At 46.6% G+C, this 19,621-nt stretch carries 18 protein-coding genes; 8 read left to right on the top strand and 10 right to left on the bottom strand.

What is annotated here, in order from left to right; all coding sequences use genetic code 11:
- Nucleotides 1–330 precede the first annotated feature (330 nt).
- Nucleotides 331–3,108 carry a diguanylate cyclase gene (locus QUA99_RS08260; RefSeq protein ID WP_333235645.1) on the top strand — a complete coding sequence of 926 codons (2,778 nt, stop codon included), beginning with the start codon at nucleotides 331–333 and terminating at the stop codon, nucleotides 3,106–3,108.
- 561 nt (nucleotides 3,109–3,669) lie between these two features.
- Here the strand turns inward: QUA99_RS08260 and QUA99_RS33070 are convergent.
- The 3 genes from QUA99_RS33070 to QUA99_RS08250 all read right to left on the bottom strand — a co-directional run bounded on the left by QUA99_RS33070 (nucleotide 3,670) and on the right by QUA99_RS08250 (nucleotide 4,599).
- Complete coding sequence (locus QUA99_RS33070) at nucleotides 3,670–3,828, bottom strand: DUF6888 family protein (protein WP_445250990.1); 159 nt, start codon at nucleotides 3,826–3,828, stop codon at nucleotides 3,670–3,672.
- 37 nt (nucleotides 3,829–3,865) lie between these two features.
- Complete coding sequence (locus QUA99_RS08255) at nucleotides 3,866–4,228, bottom strand: cupin domain-containing protein (protein WP_333235580.1); 363 nt, start codon at nucleotides 4,226–4,228, stop codon at nucleotides 3,866–3,868.
- 95 nt (nucleotides 4,229–4,323) lie between these two features.
- Nucleotides 4,324–4,599 (bottom strand): hypothetical protein, encoded by a 276-nt coding sequence (locus QUA99_RS08250; protein WP_333235579.1) that lies wholly within the window; start codon nucleotides 4,597–4,599, stop codon nucleotides 4,324–4,326.
- Between the two features lie 160 nt (nucleotides 4,600–4,759).
- On the opposite strand from QUA99_RS08250, the gene QUA99_RS08245 reads away from it, so the two are divergent.
- From QUA99_RS08245 to QUA99_RS08225, 5 genes are all read left to right on the top strand, one after another.
- On the top strand, nucleotides 4,760–5,398 hold the full coding sequence (locus QUA99_RS08245; RefSeq protein ID WP_006632618.1) for a peroxiredoxin: 639 nt from the start codon (nucleotides 4,760–4,762) through the stop codon (nucleotides 5,396–5,398).
- Nucleotides 5,399–5,593: 195 nt separating this feature from the next.
- Nucleotides 5,594–6,178, top strand: a complete 585-nt coding sequence (locus QUA99_RS08240; RefSeq protein WP_333235578.1) for a Uma2 family endonuclease — start codon at nucleotides 5,594–5,596, stop codon at nucleotides 6,176–6,178.
- A gap of 35 nt (nucleotides 6,179–6,213) precedes the next feature.
- Complete coding sequence (locus QUA99_RS08235; protein ID WP_333235577.1) at nucleotides 6,214–6,798, top strand: Uma2 family endonuclease; 585 nt, start codon at nucleotides 6,214–6,216, stop codon at nucleotides 6,796–6,798.
- Nucleotides 6,799–6,863: 65 nt separating this feature from the next.
- Nucleotides 6,864–7,838: a cysteine synthase A gene (locus QUA99_RS08230; protein ID WP_333235576.1), complete on the top strand. Its 975-nt coding sequence runs from the start codon at nucleotides 6,864–6,866 to the stop codon at nucleotides 7,836–7,838.
- Nucleotides 7,839–8,092: 254 nt separating this feature from the next.
- Nucleotides 8,093–8,392: a (2Fe-2S) ferredoxin domain-containing protein gene (locus QUA99_RS08225; protein ID WP_333235575.1), complete on the top strand. Its 300-nt coding sequence runs from the start codon at nucleotides 8,093–8,095 to the stop codon at nucleotides 8,390–8,392.
- 14 nt (nucleotides 8,393–8,406) lie between these two features.
- Here the strand turns inward: QUA99_RS08225 and QUA99_RS08220 are convergent, their stop codons facing one another.
- The 7 genes from QUA99_RS08220 to QUA99_RS08190 all read right to left on the bottom strand — a co-directional run bounded on the left by QUA99_RS08220 (nucleotide 8,407) and on the right by QUA99_RS08190 (nucleotide 15,980).
- A complete protein-coding gene (locus QUA99_RS08220; RefSeq protein ID WP_333235574.1) occupies nucleotides 8,407–9,636 on the bottom strand; it encodes a hypothetical protein in 1,230 nt (409 codons plus the stop codon).
- 165 nt (nucleotides 9,637–9,801) lie between these two features.
- Complete coding sequence (locus QUA99_RS08215) at nucleotides 9,802–10,212, bottom strand: HNH endonuclease (RefSeq protein ID WP_333235573.1); 411 nt, start codon at nucleotides 10,210–10,212, stop codon at nucleotides 9,802–9,804.
- Nucleotides 10,213–10,250: 38 nt separating this feature from the next.
- Entirely contained in the window at nucleotides 10,251–10,874 is a 624-nt protein-coding gene (locus tag QUA99_RS08210; RefSeq protein WP_333235572.1) for a heme-copper oxidase subunit III, read from the bottom strand.
- A 136-nt stretch (nucleotides 10,875–11,010) separates the two neighbouring features.
- On the bottom strand, nucleotides 11,011–12,816 hold the full coding sequence (gene ctaD, locus QUA99_RS08205; RefSeq protein ID WP_333235571.1) for a cytochrome c oxidase subunit I: 1,806 nt from the start codon (nucleotides 12,814–12,816) through the stop codon (nucleotides 11,011–11,013).
- Between the two features lie 78 nt (nucleotides 12,817–12,894).
- On the bottom strand, nucleotides 12,895–13,896 hold the full coding sequence (locus QUA99_RS08200; RefSeq protein WP_333235570.1) for a cytochrome c oxidase subunit II: 1,002 nt from the start codon (nucleotides 13,894–13,896) through the stop codon (nucleotides 12,895–12,897).
- A gap of 222 nt (nucleotides 13,897–14,118) precedes the next feature.
- Nucleotides 14,119–14,877 carry a class I SAM-dependent methyltransferase gene (locus tag QUA99_RS08195; RefSeq protein WP_333235644.1) on the bottom strand — a complete coding sequence of 253 codons (759 nt, stop codon included), beginning with the start codon at nucleotides 14,875–14,877 and terminating at the stop codon, nucleotides 14,119–14,121.
- 86 nt (nucleotides 14,878–14,963) lie between these two features.
- Nucleotides 14,964–15,980 carry an LD-carboxypeptidase gene (locus QUA99_RS08190; protein ID WP_333235569.1) on the bottom strand — a complete coding sequence of 339 codons (1,017 nt, stop codon included), beginning with the start codon at nucleotides 15,978–15,980 and terminating at the stop codon, nucleotides 14,964–14,966.
- Nucleotides 15,981–16,183: 203 nt separating this feature from the next.
- Between QUA99_RS08190 and QUA99_RS08185 the strand changes: the two genes are divergently transcribed.
- Both QUA99_RS08185 and QUA99_RS08180 read left to right on the top strand, forming a co-directional pair.
- Nucleotides 16,184–17,617, top strand: coding sequence for a carotenoid oxygenase family protein (locus QUA99_RS08185; RefSeq protein WP_333235568.1), 1,434 nt, complete (start codon nucleotides 16,184–16,186; stop codon nucleotides 17,615–17,617).
- 750 nt (nucleotides 17,618–18,367) lie between these two features.
- Entirely contained in the window at nucleotides 18,368–19,189 is an 822-nt protein-coding gene (locus QUA99_RS08180) for an SDR family NAD(P)-dependent oxidoreductase (protein WP_333235567.1), read from the top strand.
- Nucleotides 19,190–19,621 lie beyond the last annotated feature (432 nt).

Below are 19,621 nucleotides of genomic sequence, written 5' to 3'. Positions count from 1 at the left end.
AAAGTCGCCAATTATTTCGGAACACTCAAGCCGTGCACGTATATCTGCTTGAGTGGAGATGAGGCAGAATGACGGAGGGCAGCAAGCCGCCGCAAGAGGACATTTTGTGCCAGATGCGGGGGGTAATTGCGAGAAAAAAATTGACTGTTTTTATCGAGTACCTGATGGGGCAGATTTAAGAAAATATGTCCTCAGATTGACAAAATTTAGCCAAAATGTAAATAAAATTTGAGGTTAGTCCCGAGTGGATGTGCTGCCTGCAGAGTTTTCAGGAAAATCTAGAGATACAAAATATTACACCCGCCAGCGCGGGTAAAAAAAACAGTGATAATGAATCAGGATGCGAGTAGATTAGGTGTCAGCCATCAGGGGAAAATAGAAGCAATGGAAATCCAACAGCGGAGTAAAGATAAAGCCGATCGCCCGCAACCAAACGCGCACGATCGCTTAGGTCAAATTTCTACGATAAAAGAACTAGATTCGTCGCTGCAAGAAGGTCTAGATTTTAAAGGAGCCATCGACCGCTCGGCACTGGCAGTGAGGACAAACGCCCGAGGAATTATCAACTACGTCACCGATCGAGTTTGCTCCATCTCCAACTATTCCCGCGCCGAACTGATTGGCTGCCACTTCGGCATCCTCCACTCGGAATATAAGTCTTCGGAATTAATTAAAAATCTGCAGTCAACTGTTGCAAAAGGTGAAGTTTGGCAAGGAGAAATTAAGAATCAAACCAAGAATGGCAGAGATTATTGGGTGTATGCAGCAGTAGTTCCGCTGTTGAACTTTAAGGGAAAACCCTCTCAGTATTTGGCGATCGGATTCGACATCACCGATCGCAAAGCCGTGGAAGCAGCCCAAGCCGAAGCCAACCGGGCAAAAGACGAATTTCTGGCGATCGTCTCCCACGAACTGCGATCGCCCCTGAGCGCAATTTTGGGATGGGTGCAGCTAGCTCGATCGCGCAAGTTAAACGAAGCCACCACCAACCGCGCTTTGGAAATCATCGAGCGCAACGCCAGACTGCAAAACCAGCAAATAGACAATCTCCTCGACCTCTCGCGGCTGCTGCGGGGGAAAGTGCGCCTGAACGTCGGCCGAGTTCACCTCCCGTCTCTGATAGAATCCGCGATCGACACCCTCCGTCCCGCCGCCGATGCCAAAAACATCCGCGTAGAAACACATTTCGACCCCGCCCTCGGCTACATTTTGGCAGATGCAGAACGCTTGCAGCAAATAGTCTGGAACTTGCTTGCTAACGCCATCAAATTTACCCCGGAATCCGCCCCCGGGCTAGTCCAAATACAGATCGAGTCTACTGCATCGGGCGCGCTGATTCGCGTCAGCGACAGCGGTTGCGGCATCGACCCCAAATTTCTGCCGCACCTCTTTGACTACTTCCGCCCGACAGATAGCTGCCAGACCAAGGAACAAAACCGGCTCGGTCTGGGACTCTCGATTGTACGCCAGTTGGTGGAACTGCACGGAGGAACTATTTGGGCTAGGAGTCCCGGTATCGCTCAGGGGGCAACGTTTGAGGTGCAGCTACCCATCGCCAACAAAAATGCACCCGGCGATCGCACTGCTGCGATCGCCCAAACGGAAACCAGACCCGGATCGGTTTCCAAACCCCTAGCCGGAAAACAAGTCCTGGTCGTTGAAAGCAGTGCCGAGATCCGGGAATTTCTGAAAACTGGCCTCGAAGCATTTGGAGCCAAGGTAACAGCGGTGGGTAGCGCCGGCGAAGCGATGGCCGAGTTGGAACAGTCGCGGCCCGACGTGTTGGTGAGCGATATGGCGATGCCGGAAGCAGACGGCTGCGATTTGATCCGCCGGATCAGAGCAATGGAAATGTCTGAGCAAAGGGAACTGCTGCCGGCGGTGGCGCTGACGGGAGGCATCCGGGAAGAAGATTCGGCATCGGCGCTGGAGGCGGGGTTTCAGAGGCATTTGTCGAAGCCGGTGTCCGCGAATCAGTTGGTGAACGCGATCGCCCAATTGGCAGGACTGACTGGATTCGGGTCCCGAGAGTCCGACGCGCCAAATGTCCGGGCGATCGCACCCGACGAAGCCGCGCTGCCGGACTCTAACAGTTTTGACGACAAAAATAATCGGGATCGATCAACAATTGACAGCAGAAAATTACCGCTGTTGCTAGTAGTAGAAGACAACAGTTTTCTGCTGTCTTACCTCCAAAGTTTATTGACTCCTTACTATCGAGTCGCCGTGGCAATTGATGGGGTTGAAGGTTTAGAAAAAGCCAAAAGTTTGCAGCCAAATTTGATTTTGAGCGACCAAATCATGCCCCGACAAAACGGACTGGATTTGCTCAAGGAGATTCGGAACACGCCGGAATTGAGTTCGACTCCGGTAATCTTTTTGACAGCGCGATCGGGGATGGAAGCTAGGATCGAAAGTTTGGATGCGGGTGCTGACGATTATATTTCAAAACCTTTTGACGAGAGGGAACTGCTGGCGAGGGTAAGAAATTTGCTGCGAACCCATGCTGCCGAACAGCAGTTGACGGGACTCAACCGTCAGTTGCAGCAGCAGAAACAGCAGTTAGAAACCGTGAATCGAGCTTTGCAGTATTTGGCAACTTACGACAGTTTGACTGAGGTAAGAAACCGCCGCTCTTTTAATGAATATCTCGATACGGAATGGCGGCGTTTGGCTAGGGAAGAAGCACCGCTGTCTTTGATTATGTGCGACATCGATTATTTCAAACTTTACAACGACACTTACGGCCACCAAGCGGGGGATGAATGTTTGCGGCAAGTGGCGTCGGTTCTCCAGCATTCGGTAAAGCGATCCGCAGATTTAGTAGCGCGTTACGGTGGAGAAGAGTTTGCAGTAGTTTTGCCGAATACGGATATTCAAGGTGCGACTTGCGTAGCTGAAATGATCGGCCAACAGGTGCGGAGTTTGCAGATAGTTCACGCTAAGTCTGCTGTCAGCGAATACGTGACGCTGAGTTTGGGTGTAGCTTGCTGCATTCCGGCACCGATGTCCCAGCCGGCGACGCTAATTGCGATCGCCGACGAGGCGCTTTATCGGGCAAAAAAAGCAGGGCGCGATCGGGTTTCGGTTGCTAAATTTGAAGGATAATAGTTATTAGTCATTAGTTATTAGTCCTTAGTTATTAGTTCTGAGTTTTTAGTCTTTAGTCTGTTCAATTAGAGCGATTTTCAAAAACTAAATATCTTACTAAAATAGGTTATTAGTAAGGAATTCCGTCCTTCAATCCGACTTAATAAGGACTAACTTACTGACGGCAAACTTAATTTATTTCAAATAGCAATAGAAGAGTTATATGCCAGGGTTTCCTGACAGGAACATTAGAGCGGTCTAAATACCAAAGGCTAGTCCACTCCGAGATTAGCTGGCAACAATTCAAACTAATTCAGCAGGAGTTTTCTAATATCGTTTCCGGTTGCAATTCTGATGATACCGAGGACACGGCGCCGTGTCCTGACTGTGGGTAATATTAAATCCGATGATAGCGGAATTGATATAACTCTCCTGGTATCAGATTGTTTTACGATCGCAGTGAGGTAGCAATGTAACTCTTCACCGCGACTTCGTTACGGTGAGGAGTTAGGCGATTTTTAGGTAATAACGCTTCTATTCTCTATCGAACATTGCAGTATAATCTTCTTGGGTAATTGTTTAAAAAAACTCCCCATGAGGAGCAACTTCAACCTCAATCTCTCCGTCATATCCAACCAATACAAACAAGTTGTGGGTACTCTCGCCAACACAGACGATGTGAATAGGTGGCAATGCCAAATATGTCCAGTAATCACTGATGGGATAAATTAACCGCAATATTTGTAGATACTATGTTTTTTTTGCGCTGACCTACTTACTCGAAAATTGTCTCGTCTTCCTTTCGCCACGCCGGATCGACAATACAAATAAATATTAGCGGCTCTGTGCCGCAGTTGTAAATAAACTGCTTGGCGTTTGGCGGAATGTAAACTGCATCTCCGGCTTCCACGAATTGATTTTCGTCGTCGATGTGCATTTCTCCAACGCCGCTGAGGATATAGTAAACTTCAGAAGTTGTCAGGGAGTGCAGCACAGAAGTTTGTCCCGCCGGCAAAGCGGCATGGGCTAAACTGTAACGCAACTCGATAGATTGTTTGTCAGGATGCAGCAATTCTCGCAGTTGAGTACCGTCGCCAGCAATAAACTCCTCGCAGGCATTTAACTTTTGAATTAGCATTCTTTCCACACTCCTGAAAATCTCTTTACCATAAGGTAAGTTTAATTGAAAAAGCGAGAGATGTTAAGAAATATGTAAAGCGGCGGCCGAATTTTTTAACCGTAAGTTCCCGAATGCGATCGATAATCAGGACAGTCGATCGCATCTTCAGATAAAGCTATGGTAGGCTGAACGGGACACTTGAGGTGGTAGTCGCCGGTGAAAAATACGCAGTTAGCACAAGGGATTTGGTGCATCCGCTGAGCTCGGCGCAGGGAGTCGGCGACTGTACGCCCGATACTCGAAAACAGCAAAAAAACTAAACCCCAGGCGGAGACAAAACACAGCGGGACTAAAACAGGCTGTATTGCCTTAAGCAAAAAGTCAAGCATAGCAAGAAAATTCAGCGGTATAAGCCACACATACATTACAGTAGTGGAATTGCCGATCGATCGACCAAAAAGTTTAGAATCCTTTACAGCTCGATCGAGAAACCGGGCAATTATGGCATGATAAGGAACAGTCCTTAAATAAAATTAGAGGAAATCAGTTATGACTCTGCGATTAGGCGATACAGTTCCCAACTTTACCCAAGCTTCGTCTGAAGGGGAAATCAATTTCTACGACTGGGCCGGCGATAGCTGGGTAGTGTTGTTTTCTCACCCGAAAGACTATACTCCAGTTTGCACCACAGAACTCGGTGCAGTGGCCCGTCTAAAGTCTGAATTTGAAAAGCGGGGCGTCAAAACCATTGCCCTCAGCGTCGATGATGTGGATTCTCACATGGGCTGGATTAAAGATATTGAGGAAACGCAAAATGTCACCCTCAATTATCCGATTTTAGCAGATGGCGATCGTAAAGTCTCCGACATTTACGACATGATCCATCCCAACTCGCTGAACAACTTAACAATCCGCACAGTTTTTGTAATTGACCCGGAAAAGAAATTGCGTTTGAGCATTACTTATCCGGCGAGCACTGGTCGGAATTTTAATGAAATTTTGCGAGTAATTGATTCCTTGCAACTTACCGACAAATACAGCGTTGCGACTCCTGTTGATTGGAAAGACGGCGACGATTGCGTAATCGTACCTTCGATTACCGACCCGAAAGAGTTGGAAGAAAAATTTCCTAAAGGTTATACGCCGATTAAGCCTTATTTGCGGATGACTCCTCAGCCGAATAAATAGGTTTAACATTCCTGGACGCAGAACCTAATTATGTAAGGTGTACACTGCACGCCTTACCTCTATAATTCGCGCGTCCAACCTTTTTGTAGTGAGGAGTTTAGTCCTTAATCCTAATTTTTGACGACTAAACTCCTCACTACACACAAAGAACTTGTGCAATCTCGTCTGAATAATTGAGATTTGAGGAAAGGCAAAATGTTGTCATCTCCGATCGTATTGCAAATGCCACCAGAATTGCAAATGACAGACGACGAATTTTTTAATTTTTGTCAAATCAATCGCAACTTGCGGATTGAACGCAGCCTGCGGGGAGAAATACTATTGTTGACTCTCGTTGGGGGAATCAGCAGCAACCGCAATGCTATTTTAACTGGAGAACTGGGAATTTGGACAAAGGGAGACGGAACTGGCATTGCCTTTGCTTCTTGTACGGGATTTACTTTATCGATCGGCTCCGTGCGATCGCCTGACGCTTCCTGGATTAAACTGGAAAGATGGAATACTTTATCAAAAGCACAGCAAGAAAAATTTGCCCCGATTTGCCCTGACTTTGTAGTTGAACTCAGACCAGATTTTGAGGACTTAGAGCCGCTGCAAGAAAAAATGCAAGAATATATGAGAGAACCAGGAGTGGAGTTAGGCTGGCTTATAGACCGCAAAAATCGCAGAGTTTACATCTACCGTCCCGGTTTGCCAGAGGAATGTTTGGAGAATCCGGCGACAGTTAGCGGCGACCCCGTTTTGCCCGGATTCGTACTCAATATGAGCAAGATTTGGTAAGCTTAGTATAGTAGCAACGATCGAGGAAATCAATTATGTTGACATCAACAATTGTGTTGCGAATACCGCCCGAATTGCAAATGACAGATGACCAGTTTTTCGAGTTCTGTCAAATCAATAGTGAATTGCGCATTGAACGCAACAAATCGGGAGAATTGCTAATTATGCCCCCTACTGGTTCAGAGACGGGAAACCGAGAAGGTAATATATTTGGGCCGCTGTGGGTTTGGGCAGAACAAAATGGTACTGGTTTAGCGTTTACTTCGAGTACAGGATTTACTCTGTCAACCGGTGCCGAAAAGTCGCCGGATGCTGCTTGGATAACATTGGAAAGATGGAATGCTTTGTCACCAGAACAAAAGCAAAAGTTTGCCCCGATTTGCCCTGATTTTGTAGTAGAACTCAGGTCGGCTTCTGACAATCTCAAGCCCTTGCAAGAAAAAATGCAAGAATATATGAAAGAACCAGGAGTGCAGTTAGGTTGGCTTATAGACCGCAAAAATCGCAGAGTTTACATCTATCGTCCCGGTTTGCCAGAGGAATGTTTGGAGAATCCGGCGACAGTTAGCGGCGACCCCGTTTTGCCGGGATTTGTACTCAATATGACCAAGATTTGGTAGAAGTGGTAGCAATAAATATCAACTTATTGTAAAAATTAATAATAGGATGCAAACACGCAAAAAATATGGATATTAAAAACGGCTTTGTAGGCACAATCGGCAACACGCCACTAATTCGCTTAAACAGCTTCAGCGATGAAACTGGCTGCGAAATTCTCGGCAAAGCAGAGTTTCTCAATCCCGGCGGTTCCGTTAAAGATAGGGCTGCTTTATACATCATCAAAGACGCAGAAGAAAAAGGCTTGCTGAAACCGGGCGGCACCGTTGTTGAAGGCACTGCGGGCAATACTGGCATCGGTTTGGCGCACATTTGCAACGCTAAAGGTTACAAATGTTTGATTGTGATTCCAGATAACCAATCTCAAGAAAAAATCGATGCTTTGAAAACCTTGGGCGCTGAAGTTCGGACTGTCCCCGCTGTTCCTTACAAAGACCCAAATAATTATGTCAAATTATCGGGAAGATTGGCTGCGGAAATGGAGAATGCTGTCTGGGCAAATCAGTTTGACAATTTAGCCAATCGCCGAGCTCATTACGAGACAACTGGCCCGGAAATTTGGGAACAAACAAACGGTAAAATTGATGCTTGGGTAGCCGCAACGGGTACAGGCGGCACTTTTGCTGGCGTAGGAATGTTTTTGAAAGAAAAAAATCCTGCTGTGAGAATTGTCTTGGCAGACCCGATGGGCAGCGGGCTTTACAGTTATTTCAAAACTGGGGAAATTAAGACTGAAGGTAGTTCGATTACTGAGGGAATTGGCACCACTCGCGTGACTGCAAATATGGAGAATGCCCCGGTAGATGACGCCATTCAAATTGACGATACTGAAGCTGTCCGGGTGATTTACCAATTGCTGAGGAAAGAAGGGCTGTTTATGGGGGGTTCTGTGGGGATTAATGTGGGGGCGGCGGTGGCTTTGGCGAAGCAAATGGGGCCTGGACATACGATTGTTACGGTACTCTGCGACGGTGGGGCTCGGTATCAGTCGCGTTTGTTCGATCGACAATGGTTGGCCTCAAAAGGTTTATCATCTGATTAATTATAGGGTGCGTTGAAGTCTTAAGCTATCCCGCATCTAAATTGTATTTTTCGGGCGGCGGGACGCCCACCCCACGATAATTTGAGGAATTCAAAGCGATTGAATGCAGTTCAAGTTTAATGCTTTGTGGGATGGGCTTCTTCTAGCCCGTCCAAAGTTTTTAACGACTTTCTTACAATCTGGGCATATATGACGACACCTATTCCCATGATAAAAAAATAGCATATATTGAGCAGAATGTCAAGTAAAAAAACATGAAAATTATCGAATCTTCTAAGCAAGTTCTTGTTTGCCAAAACCGCACTTGTCGCAAGCAAAGTGCAGCAAAGGTACTGGCAGCTTTTCAGAAATTGTCGCCCTCAGAAGTCGAAGTTGTTGCTAGCAGTTGTTTGGGACAGTGCGGCAACGGGCCGATGGTGTTAGTGCTGCCAGAAGAGGTTTGGTACAGCGGTGTTTGCCAGGAGGAAGTTGCGACAATAACTGAGCAACATTTGCGGGAGGGAAAGCCCGTGAACAGGATGCTTTACCGCAAGTTTCACCGACTTTCTCATTAGCCCATCGCCCGCCTTTAAAATTCTTCCGCAAACAATCGGCGGAGAATTTCCGTGACTTCGGCGCAAAATCTGGCGTCGAGTTCGATGGCTAGGCGATCGACACTGGAACCGCCTACAGGTTTTTCTGCCCGCAAAGTCATCGCTAAAGTTCTGAGTTTTGCCGGCTTTCCCGCCGCCTTCGGCCGTTCGTCAACAAACCGCACTAAAGCCACATAAACTGTTTCTAGGGTTCCCCGGATCGAGCTCAGTCCGTAACCCAATTTTGAGATAATTACTGGAGAAGTGATAAGGCTATCCATCCCCAAAGTTTTAATTGCTACGTCCGCATATCGAGCGCTGTCATGTCCCATTGCTCTGACAATGCTTTCTAAGCTGTTCCACTGAGATGCTTTCATGCGCGATCGCTGTTCGATGTGGAAGTGCCATCCTAACATGGAAATTAGCCTAGTCAAGTCATAAGCAGATACGGAATTTTTTTGTTTCGTGCTGTTTAATGCGGCACTTAGCAGCACTTGTTTTTTGGTGAGATCGAATATTTTGGGGTTGTTGAGATAAGGATTTTCGCCGTAATCGCCGCGAAAAATTAGGTCATTATTGGCAGTAGCGCTTTTCAGCCATTGCTCTAGTCCTGTGCGAGTATCGAAGCGTTTGAACATCGCAGCTAAGGAGTTTGAGCTTGCTATATTTGAGGCATAGCTAATCATGTCTTTTGCTACATCGTAAAAGTAAAAATCGTGTCTTAGCCCGTTGCCATCTCTAACAACGCAGTTGTCAATGTCGCAGTCGGGATATTTGCTATTTATTTGACTGACGATATTAAGGAGTGCGATAATTTTAGTGGCACTCCACTGCTCAGCATTGGTAAGTGCGTTTTTCCCCAGCCACTGCGCCTGAATTTTGCCGTCTACAAAACTACCAATGCAAACGCAGGCTTCTTTGATGTCTTCGTGGAGAAAATTTAAAGCTTGAGAGTTAATTTGAGGTACTTCTCCCAGGCTGGGAAACGGGGTAAGTTTGAGGGGATTATTGGGTCCGGGAATATAGCTAATTACTTTTAAGCCGTCGGGTTTCTGTTTGAGATAATCGGGATAGTTTTTAATGTGTTGTTGGTAAAGGGATTTTTCAATGCCTCGGTCTAAAAAAGCTAGTTTGTTTATGTTAGCTTGGGCATCTATTTCCATTTGGAGGTAGTTTTTGAAGATGCGCGCTCGGTCTTTTGCGAGTTCGAGGGAGGTGAGGTTCATGATAATAGTTGGCAGTTTGTTACGAATAAGTAAATCACTATACTAGGATTTAGGCAAACAAACCGGGCTGCGCTGCAAAATTTTGGGTTGGGAAACGAAAAATTTATGAATAAACCGGGCTTCAGACAGTAACTGCGTCCAGAACTATATATCTGAGATCGCTCCCTACGATCGAGCTTTTTTGCCGCGTACTTGAATGCGTTTGTCGGTTTTTTGTTTCTTAATCCAAGAGACAAATTTCTGGAGTTCTGGGTTATTTTTGAGCTTTTCCAGGGTGTTGAGCTCTTGGGCGAGATGTTTGTTGTCAAATAGAGAGTGAATCTGGCGGTGACAGGCCGAGCAAATGTCGATTGTCGGGCTGGGATCTTCGTTTTTCCGCTTGGTGTTTTGTTTGGGGATGAGGTGATGGGCGGTTAATGCTTCCATTTGTCGATCGCACAATTCGCACTGCATAATTTTCTCAATGCTGCTGGATAGGAGAATTGCTACTTTTAGTTTAGCGCGATCGGCTGTGAGAGGGTGAATGAAAGGCGATCGCACTCTCCAAACAATAAAAAACCCCCAATTGGGGGTCATACAAATCTCTTGCGGCAGAGGCCCAAAAGCCTCTGGGATCACAAAATATACAGCAACAAAAACAAGACAATCCAAATCACATCCACAAAGTGCCAGTAAATCTCAGTCGCTTCGATTCCGAAGTGGTGCTCGCTAGAATAGTGACCTTGCGCGCGCGATCGCCACACCACCGCCACCATCAGCAGCACTCCCAAGGTAACGTGCAAGCCGTGAAAAGCAGTCAAAACGTAAAAGCAACTGGCATACAAATTCGTCGTCAAGCCAAACTCTAAATGAGTGTATTCGTAAACCTGACCGAACAAGAAAACTGCGCCCATAGCAATAGTTACGAGCAGCCAATTCCGCATTCCTGCGGCATCATTTTTTTTGATTGCAGTATCAGCATTGTGAATCACGAAACTGCTAGCAATCAGAATTACCGTATTAATTCCCGGCAGCAATAACTCTCGCGCCGGCGTACCTTCAGGAGGCCACACGGGGGCCATCGCCCGATAAATCAAATACGCGGCAAACATACCGAAAAATATCATGCCTTCAGCGCACAGGAACACAATTACACCTAACATTCGGTGGTCGGGATGCTCTTCGCCGTGTGCTTCTACCTCGGCATTGTGGTGGTAATTCAGGGCTGTTTTTGCCGGATCGATCGCTGGAATTTGCATAATAAATTGGTAATGAAGAAGTCAGTTGTCAGTTGTCAGTTGTCAGTTGGCAGTGGGCAGTTTGCATTAGTCATCAGCCATTAGTTAACAGTCAACATTCAACAATGCCCAATGACTAATGACTGATGACTAATAACTATTCGCCATCTTGACTTTCATCAGCAGGAGAATCAACATTTATCTCTGATTCAGGAGCGACCAAAGTTGCAGTACGGCCCAAGAAAGTTGAAGCTTGAGCCTCCGCAATAGGAATACCTGTTTTCTGGGCGTTGCGGGTGGCATTTTCCCTCAACTTGAGCCTGAGACGTTCCCCAGTATGCTGAATTTTTTCCATGCCGTAATCGTAAGGCCCTGTTGCCAATACCGGCACTCCTTCAAAATTTTCGATGGGGGGCGGCGAAGTCGTCATCCATTCCAAACTCAAAGCTTGCCAAGGATTGTCACCTGCTTTCGGGCCGTACCTCCAGCTCCAAATCACATTAATGATAAAGGGGATTGTAGACACTGCCAGCATATAAGCACCGACAGTACAAATGACATTAATTGTGGTAAATTTCGGGTCGTACATTGCCACCCGCCGGGGCATTCCTTGCATCCCCAAAGCGTGCATCGGCAGGAAAGTTACAGTAAAGCCAACATACGTTAAAACAAAGTGAACTCTACCCCAAAATTCATTAATCATCCGCCCCGTCATTTTGGGGAACCAGTGGTAAAAAGCAGCGTAAATTCCAAACACTGAGCCGCCAAACAGCACGTAGTGCAGGTGAGCGACGACAAAATAAGTGTCGTGAACGTGAATGTCGAAAGGTACGGAAGCCACCATGATCCCGGTGATGCCGCCGAGCACAAATGTTGAGATAAAACCCATCCCAAATAGCATCGCGCTGACAAGCCGGAGTTTGCCTCCCCAAATAGTTGCCAACCAGCTAAATATTTTGATCCCAGTTGGTACGGCGATGATCATAGTCGTGATCATAAAAAACATCCGCAGCCAGCCGGGAGTGCCGCTGGTAAACATATGGTGCGCCCACACGATCAAGCCCAAAAAGCTGATCGCGAGACTGGAATATGCGATCGCCAAATAACCAAAAATTGGCTTGCGCGAATGCACCGGCAAAACTTCTGAAATCACCCCGAAAAAGGGCATAATCATAATGTAAACTGCCGGGTGCGAATAAAACCAGAATAAATGCTGGTAGACGATGGGATCGCCGTTGCCGGTCGGGTTAAAAAAGGCCGTCCCTGCTAACAAGTCAAACGACAGCAAAATCAAAGCTGCGGCTAAGACTGGAGTAGCAATCAAAGTCAGCGCTGAAGTCGCAATCATCGCCCAGCAAAACAAAGGCATTTCATTGAGACTCATGCTCGGAACGCGCATGGTAAAGATGGTAACGGCAAAATTCACCGCCCCCAAAATCGAAGAAGTTCCGAGAATCAAAACGCTCAGAATCCAAATTTCTTCCCCGGCTTGAGCAGTAACTAAGCTCAAAGGCGGATAGGAAGTCCAACCCGCCTGCGGAGCTCCTACCAAAAAACTGCTCAACAGCAACACGCCGCCTACGGGAATCAGCCAAAAGGCAACGGCATTCAGTCTGGGAAACGCCATGTCTTTTGCCCCAATCATTAAGGGGATCAAAAAGTTAGCAAATCCGGCTCCGGCGGGTACAATCCACAGGAAGATCATCACCGTGGCGTGAACAGTAAATAAACTGTTGTAGAGTTCGGGGGTGACAAAATCGGCGTCGGGGGTGGCGAGTTCTGTTCGCACCAAAGTTGCCATCACGCCGCCGATTAGATAGAAAATAAATGTTGTGACTAGGTATTGAATACCGATGACTTTGTGGTCGGTATTAAAAGTGAAGTAGTCGCGCCAATGTCTATCGGCGGGCGCTGTTCCGCGAGCCTCAGTGTTGGCACTTTCTTGGAACTGTGCTTGTGTCATAGTTATTAGTCATTAGTTATTAGTCATTAGTTATTAGCTCAGGATCGAAAACCCAGTGCCAGAAACTAATGACTATTTTTAGTGATGAGTTGGGTGAAGTTGTTCTAGGGTTTCGGAATTAATTTTTATTTCCCTGACGTAGGGAGCCAAAAATTCTCCGTCTGACAATTCCCCAGGATTGGCTGCAACTGCTTGCTCTAAGTTTTGACTGCTAGCAACTTGCTGTTCTTGCAGCCAACTGTCGAATTCTTCGGGCGTGTGAACGACTGCTACAGCTTTCATCGCTCCGTGATAAGCGCCGCACAATTCAGCACAAACAACCCGGTATTCGCCGGTTTTAGTTGGTGTAAATCTCAGTTCGCTCGGCCGCCCGGGAATTGCATCTTGTTTGAGGCGAAATTCCGGCAGCCAAAATGCGTGCAGCACGTCTTGAGCTGAGATATTTAGCTGTACGTCGCGGTTGGCTGGCATATGCAGTTCGCCGGAACTAACGCCGCTTTCTGGATAGCTAAAAATCCAGGCGTACTGCAAACCCATGACATTTACAACTAAATCTGCTGGTTTGTCTTCATTTTCTGGGGAAGCGCCGACGCCTAAAGCAACAAGTTTTCTAGACGGAATTTGAGGGGCGTTTTGGGGTGTATCTGAGAGTGTGGCTGCGATCGCACTTCCCCGCATTTTAGAGTGCGCTTGCATGGTGCCGTGGTCGTGATTTCCCATCGGATCGAGGCCTCCCATTGAGTTGTAAATCTCAAAACTGTAGACTCCGATTCCTAAAATAATCACCGCCGGCACGGCTGTCCAAAGAATTTCTAAGGGAAAGTTGTCATGCCAAGGGGGCCCGTCTGTGTTGTCTCCTTGACGGCGGCGATATTTAATTGCAGCAACGATGAGAATTCCCTGGACCATGATAAATAGTCCAGTGGAAATGGTCATCATTGTATTGAAAAGTGCGTCTATGTCGGATGCTTCATCAGAGGCGGCGATCGGCAGTAAACCGTGATTCTGCCCGTACCAGAGACTGATCAGAGTCACTCCGATGCCGGCGAGCATGGTGAGGATGGAACTTGGAATGTTCACGCTGGTACTTCTTAATAGCGACACTTCTTCGCTTGAAAAATGAAGGAAGCGCCTCTGGGTTATCAATTTTTAATTGTAAATGGTATTTTTAGTAAAATGTCTATCTTAAGGGTTACTTAAGGCTTAGTATGTTTGACTGACCGATCGCCCGTGCACACAAATACGTCTTTTGTACCTTGACAAAAATGATGAAAAATGGTAAGCAATCGCTCTGTTTTGCTGCTAAATTTGAGATTTTTTCTCAAACACCATCAAATGCTGCTGGGGCAACATATCTTTTGTCTCTTTCCATACTAAACCGACGGCGGCCATTTCTTTTTTCACCTGCTTCTGCGTCATTTTGTGCAAACCTTTAATGGGAATCAGCGGGTTTTCGCCCCGATACTCGATCGATACCGTGCGGCCTCCCGGTTTGAGTGCTTTTACAATTCCTTGCATCATTTCTCTGGGATATGCAAATTCGTGATAAGCATCCACCATCACAACTAAATCTACGCTATTTTCAGGCAAATTCGGATTGTCGGTACTTCCCAAAACTGGCTCAACGTTAGCAATATTTTTTTCTTGTTTATTCAATTTAATAAAATTAATCATTTCCGGCTGCACGTCAACTGCCAAAACCTTTCCTTCTGGAACTAAGGGAGCGATGCGAAAGCTAAAATATCCCGTTCCCGCTCCAATGTCTGCTACAATATCGGTTGGTTTTAAATCGAGATTGTTGACTAATCGAGCTGATTTTTCTTCCATGCCGCGAGACGGTCTTTCCAGCCAACCAGCGCCTTGATATCCCATGACTTGAGCAATTTCTCGACCCATGTAAAATTTGCCAATGCCGTCGGGATTGTGGACGGTTCGCTGCTGATAAATTGGGTCGCCATCGGCGGTTTTACTTACGGCTGCACAGGCATTGAGCGGCAAGATGCAAATTATTGCTAAGATAACTGCTGCTAGATGTTTGAGGAATTGTCGGTTTTTCACGATCGTCCTAATTGTATGTTTAATTTTTTCGTTACCAGGCTCTGCGCGGTAATGCAGGAGCCGAGCGAATATCGAGAATAGTTTAAAATTTAGCTGACAGCGGATTCTAACAATTTAATTGTACCAGAGTCTGCGTCAATTTCAACTTCTAGGCCGATCGGCAAAGTGAACTGTTCCCGGATGTGTCCCACCATTGAACCGTACCACGCGGGAATCTTCAAAGGGCGAATGTGGTCGGACAAGACTTGAGGTAAGGTTAGGGACTCTTGGGGTTTTTCAGCTTCGCACTTGGTACACTGTCCGAAAATAAAACCTGATATTTTATCGAGAATGCCCGCTAATTTGAGCTGCGTCAACATTCTATCGATGCGATAAACTTCTTCGCCAACTTCCTCGACAAACAAAATATTATTTTCCCACTCCGGCAAATAAGCCGAACCCACCATTGCTGCGATTACTGATAAATTGCCGCCGATTAGTTTTCCCCTAGCTGTGCCCCGCCCGATTGTTGCAACTTGCACGCTTTGGGAGTTTTGCATCGTCACAGAACCTCCCTCAAACAAAACTTTCTTGACGTAATCCACTGTAAAGGGACTCCAAGTTGAGGCACCTAAAGGGCCGTGAAAAGTAACTCTATTAGTTTTAGCATAAATCGCCAATAACAGCGCAGTAATATCGCTGAATCCCATAATAATTTTGGGATTGTTGCGGATAATATTGTAATCCAGGAGCGGCAAGATCCGACCGCAGCCCCAGCCGCCCATCCCGGTAAAAATAGCTCGCACTGAGTCATCGGCAAAGGCTGCGTTGACATCGGCGGCGCGATCGGCATCCTTGCCTGCTAAATAGCCGTAGCGATCGTAAAAATGCTCTCCTAGTTTAACTTTTAAACCCAGCTTTTCGATAACTTTAAAAAAATCCTCGATTTCTTTTTTGTAATTGAAAGCGGCAGGATTGATTAAGGCTACTGTATCGCCAACTTGCAGGCGGCGCGGCTTAACGATCGCAGTTTTGGGAGATAGGTTGGTTTGGGCGAGTGGCAAAAGCTGAGTACCAATAGCAGTCAGCCCAAAAGTTCCGATCAGAGCACGGCGGCGGAGAGTCATAGGTGTTATACCCTTGTTCGATTAAGTGAGGTACAGGTTGAGATTTTAGATTTTAGATTTTAGATTGGGGGATTGGGGGATTGGGGGATTGAGGAATTGTTAATTCCTTGATGAATGGATCGTGCGACAACTGTTATAGATAATTTTTGCTATAATTGTATAGCAAAATATCTGCAATATCAGTTGAAAATTGCCAGTTTCAAATGAAAACAGACACTAAAATCTCAGCTAAAAAATCTTGGGCTCAAGCTTTAGCCCGTCCGGCTGCGGAATTTCCGCTGACTCAGTTATCCGTTAAAAGCGGTAAAATTCCCGCAGGATTGCGCGGCACTCTCTACCGTAACGGGCCCGCACGTTTGCAACGCGGCGGCATGAATGCGGGACACTGGTTTGATGGCGATGGTGCAATTTTGGCAGTACATTTTACCGATGTCGGTGCTGCTGCTGTTTATCGCTACGTGAAGACAGCAGGATATCAAGCTGAGGAAAAATATGATAAATTTCTCTACAGTAATTACGGCATGACAGCACCGGTGCCTCTGTGGTTGCGGTGGACTAAATCTGTTAAAAATGCTGCGAATACTTCAGTTTTAGCTTTGCCCGATCGCCTTTTAGCTTTGTGGGAAGGTGGCTGGCCTCACAGCCTCGATTTGCAAACTCTGGAAACTCAGGGAACGGACGATTTAGGCAGTTTAGAGAGTGGATCTTCTTATTCAGCTCACTGCAAGCGCGACCCGATTACTGGCAATATTTTTAACTTTGGAACTACACCGGGTGCCAGTACAAAGTTGAATCTGTATAAAAGCGATCCTACAGGCAAAATTGTGCAACAAGCAACTGTTGCTTTAGATGGAATTCCCATGATCCACGATTTTGTTTTAGCTGGAAAGTATCTCATATTTTTTGTACCGCCGGTGCGACTCAAATTTTTGCCAGTATTAGCTGGAATTAGCAGTTTCGGCGACTCTTTTGAATGGAAACCCGAGTTAGGAACGCAGATATTAGTTATTGACTCGGAAACTCTCTCTTTAGTTAGTCGAGGTCAAACCGATTCTTGGTTTCAGTGGCATTTTGCTAACGGTTTTGTCAAGGAAGATGGTTCGGTAGCGGTTGATTTTGTGCGCTTCGCTGACTTTCAAACTAATCAGCGGCTGAAAGAAGTAGCGGCGGGCGAAACTCGCACCGATGCGGAGGGTTCCCTGTGGCGGGTGTGTCTCAACCCTCAAACTGGCAAAGTGACAGCAGCCGAAGAATTGCTGGATCGACCTTGCGAGTTTCCGACGGTACCTGCTTCAGAAATAGGGCAAGACTCGCGATATATTTATCTGGCAATGTATCGGCCTGACGTTGATATTGTAGCGGAACGTTACGGTGCGATCGCCCGTTTTGACACGCAAAGCCGCCATCTCACAATTGCCGACTTGGGCGAAAATCGCTATCCCGCAGAGCCCATCTACGTTCCAGATATTTCCTCAGAGAAAGGTTGGATAATCACAGTTATTTATGACGGCAATTCTGACAGCAGCGAAGTCTGGATATTTGACAGCGACGGACTTTCCCGCGAACCTGTTTGCAAGCTAGAATTGCCCGGTGTCATACCTTTGGGCTTTCACGGCACTTGGAAATCGGCAGTCTGAGAAAATTGTAAAGAAGTGTTGCGGAAGATTTATTAAAAATTGTTGCCGCTTTAACTTCTAGTTGTTAAGGTGTGTGTAGATAGGAAATTCTCATATCTAGGAGGTGTGGAATTGACAATCTGCATTGCTCAATTATCCTGTGCCAATTCGCATGAATCCCCGGCGATTTTAAGTCGCGATTGCACAGGATATCGTCTGCCTCTGCGGACTAAAAAAAGAGGGGTAATTAAGCCCTGGCGAATAATCAATCCCGGCGAATATTCCCGACCAATTTATTCGCAGCTACACAGGCAAAATCCGCATCCACGGAGTGAAGAAAGAGGGGTTCTCCAACCCCGCTCAATGACCAATTCGCGGTGAATATCCCGGAGAATAAATTCGCGGCTACACAAGCAAAGTCCGCCTCCGCGAACTGAAGAAAAAGCGGTAATAAAGCCCGCTTGGTCATAATTTTGACTCGGTTTGCCCATCTCAGGTTTGTCTGCTTGAATGAGGTTAAAAGCCCAGATATTTGACTGATTTCTGGCAAACCACAAGTTTAGTTCAACTCACGCGCACGTTAGCGATTCAACAGTTTTTGGTTCTGAGTTAACCCCACAAGTAAATGAGGTCTATCGCAACAAGATAGCCTTTTCAACAATTATGAATTATGAGTTGTTACCGCCAAAACATTCAACTCATAACTGATAATTCACAACTCACAACTCATAACTCCGTGCCGCGGTGAGCATCAACCAAAAGGTTTAATCTATGCAACTTCAAGGAAAAACAGCTCTTGTTACAGGAGCTTCGCGCGGAATTGGGCGATCGATCGCCCTGGAATTAGCGAGACAAGGAGTCAAACGTTTGTTGATTGTGGCGCGCAACCGCAAGCAATTAATTGAACTGGCAGAGGAAATCGATCTTTTTGGCACAGAAGTAGTGCCGTTAGCTTTGGATTTAACTCAGTCAGTAGCGGTGAATATTGCGATCGCCCAAGCTTGGCGAGATTGCGGCCCGATTCACCTGCTAGTCAACTGTGCGGGCGTCGCGCACCAAGCATCTTTCTTGCGTTCTCCGCTGCCGTTAATCGAGGAAGAAATCGCCTTAAATTTGCTCGGAACCTACACAATTACCCGCTTGATAGCTCGGCGAATGGCGACTCAAAAAGAGGGAACAATCGTCAATGTTTCTAGCTTGATGGGAAAAATTGCCGCGCCCACAATGGCGACTTATTCTGCTACCAAATTTGCCATTTTGGGATTCACCCAAGCTTTACGCAGCGAGTTAACTCAGTACAATGTTCGAGTCACAGCTTTGCTGCCATCCCTAACAGATACCGACATGGTGCGAGACTTGGAACAATTTCGCTGGGTAGTGCCCACAACTCCCGAAAAAGTTGCCCTAGCACTTGTCGCGGGATTGCACAAAGATGCGCCGGAAATCTTAGTAGGATATCAAAGTCATCTAGCAGTTTGGTGTCACCGAATTGCTCCTTGGCTGCTGGATTTTGTGTTGCGGATGGCAACTCCCGAACTTCGGGATAAATCGCGCGGCCGCAAATTGCGGGAGGCTTTAGCTAGCGGGCGATAAACCCTTTTCTGGGCGGGCTCTTCGGCCCACCCCACAAGAAAACTCATTCTTTTGTGGAACTGGCATCTTGCCCGTTCGCCCAACCCCTACTCCCCACAAAAAATTTGATGTGTTGTGGAACGGGCATCTTGCCCGTTCCTAAGCGCACCTTACATTTGGCAAACTCTCTAACTGTTAGTCATATCGTTTCCGGTTGCATCGGAATGATATAGAGGACACGGCAGTGCCGTGTCCCTACCCCCATTAATTGTAGGGACACGGCACTGCCGTGTCCTGGCTGTGGGTAATATCATGGATGCTACCGGATTTGATATCACTCATCCTCATCAGAAAATAGCGACGGTAAATCCCGTTCGGGAGCATCCCGGTTTTGTAAATATCCCCAAATCAGCGTAAAATAGTTAAAATCAATAGAAGCGTCAAAAAAAGTCG

This window comes from Microcoleus sp. F10-B2 (assembly GCF_036704965.1).
Classification (GTDB): Bacteria; Cyanobacteriota; Cyanobacteriia; order Cyanobacteriales; family Microcoleaceae; genus Microcoleus.
The sequence above is the reverse complement of the archived record's forward strand: the minus strand, read 5'-3'. Positions and strand labels throughout refer to the sequence as shown.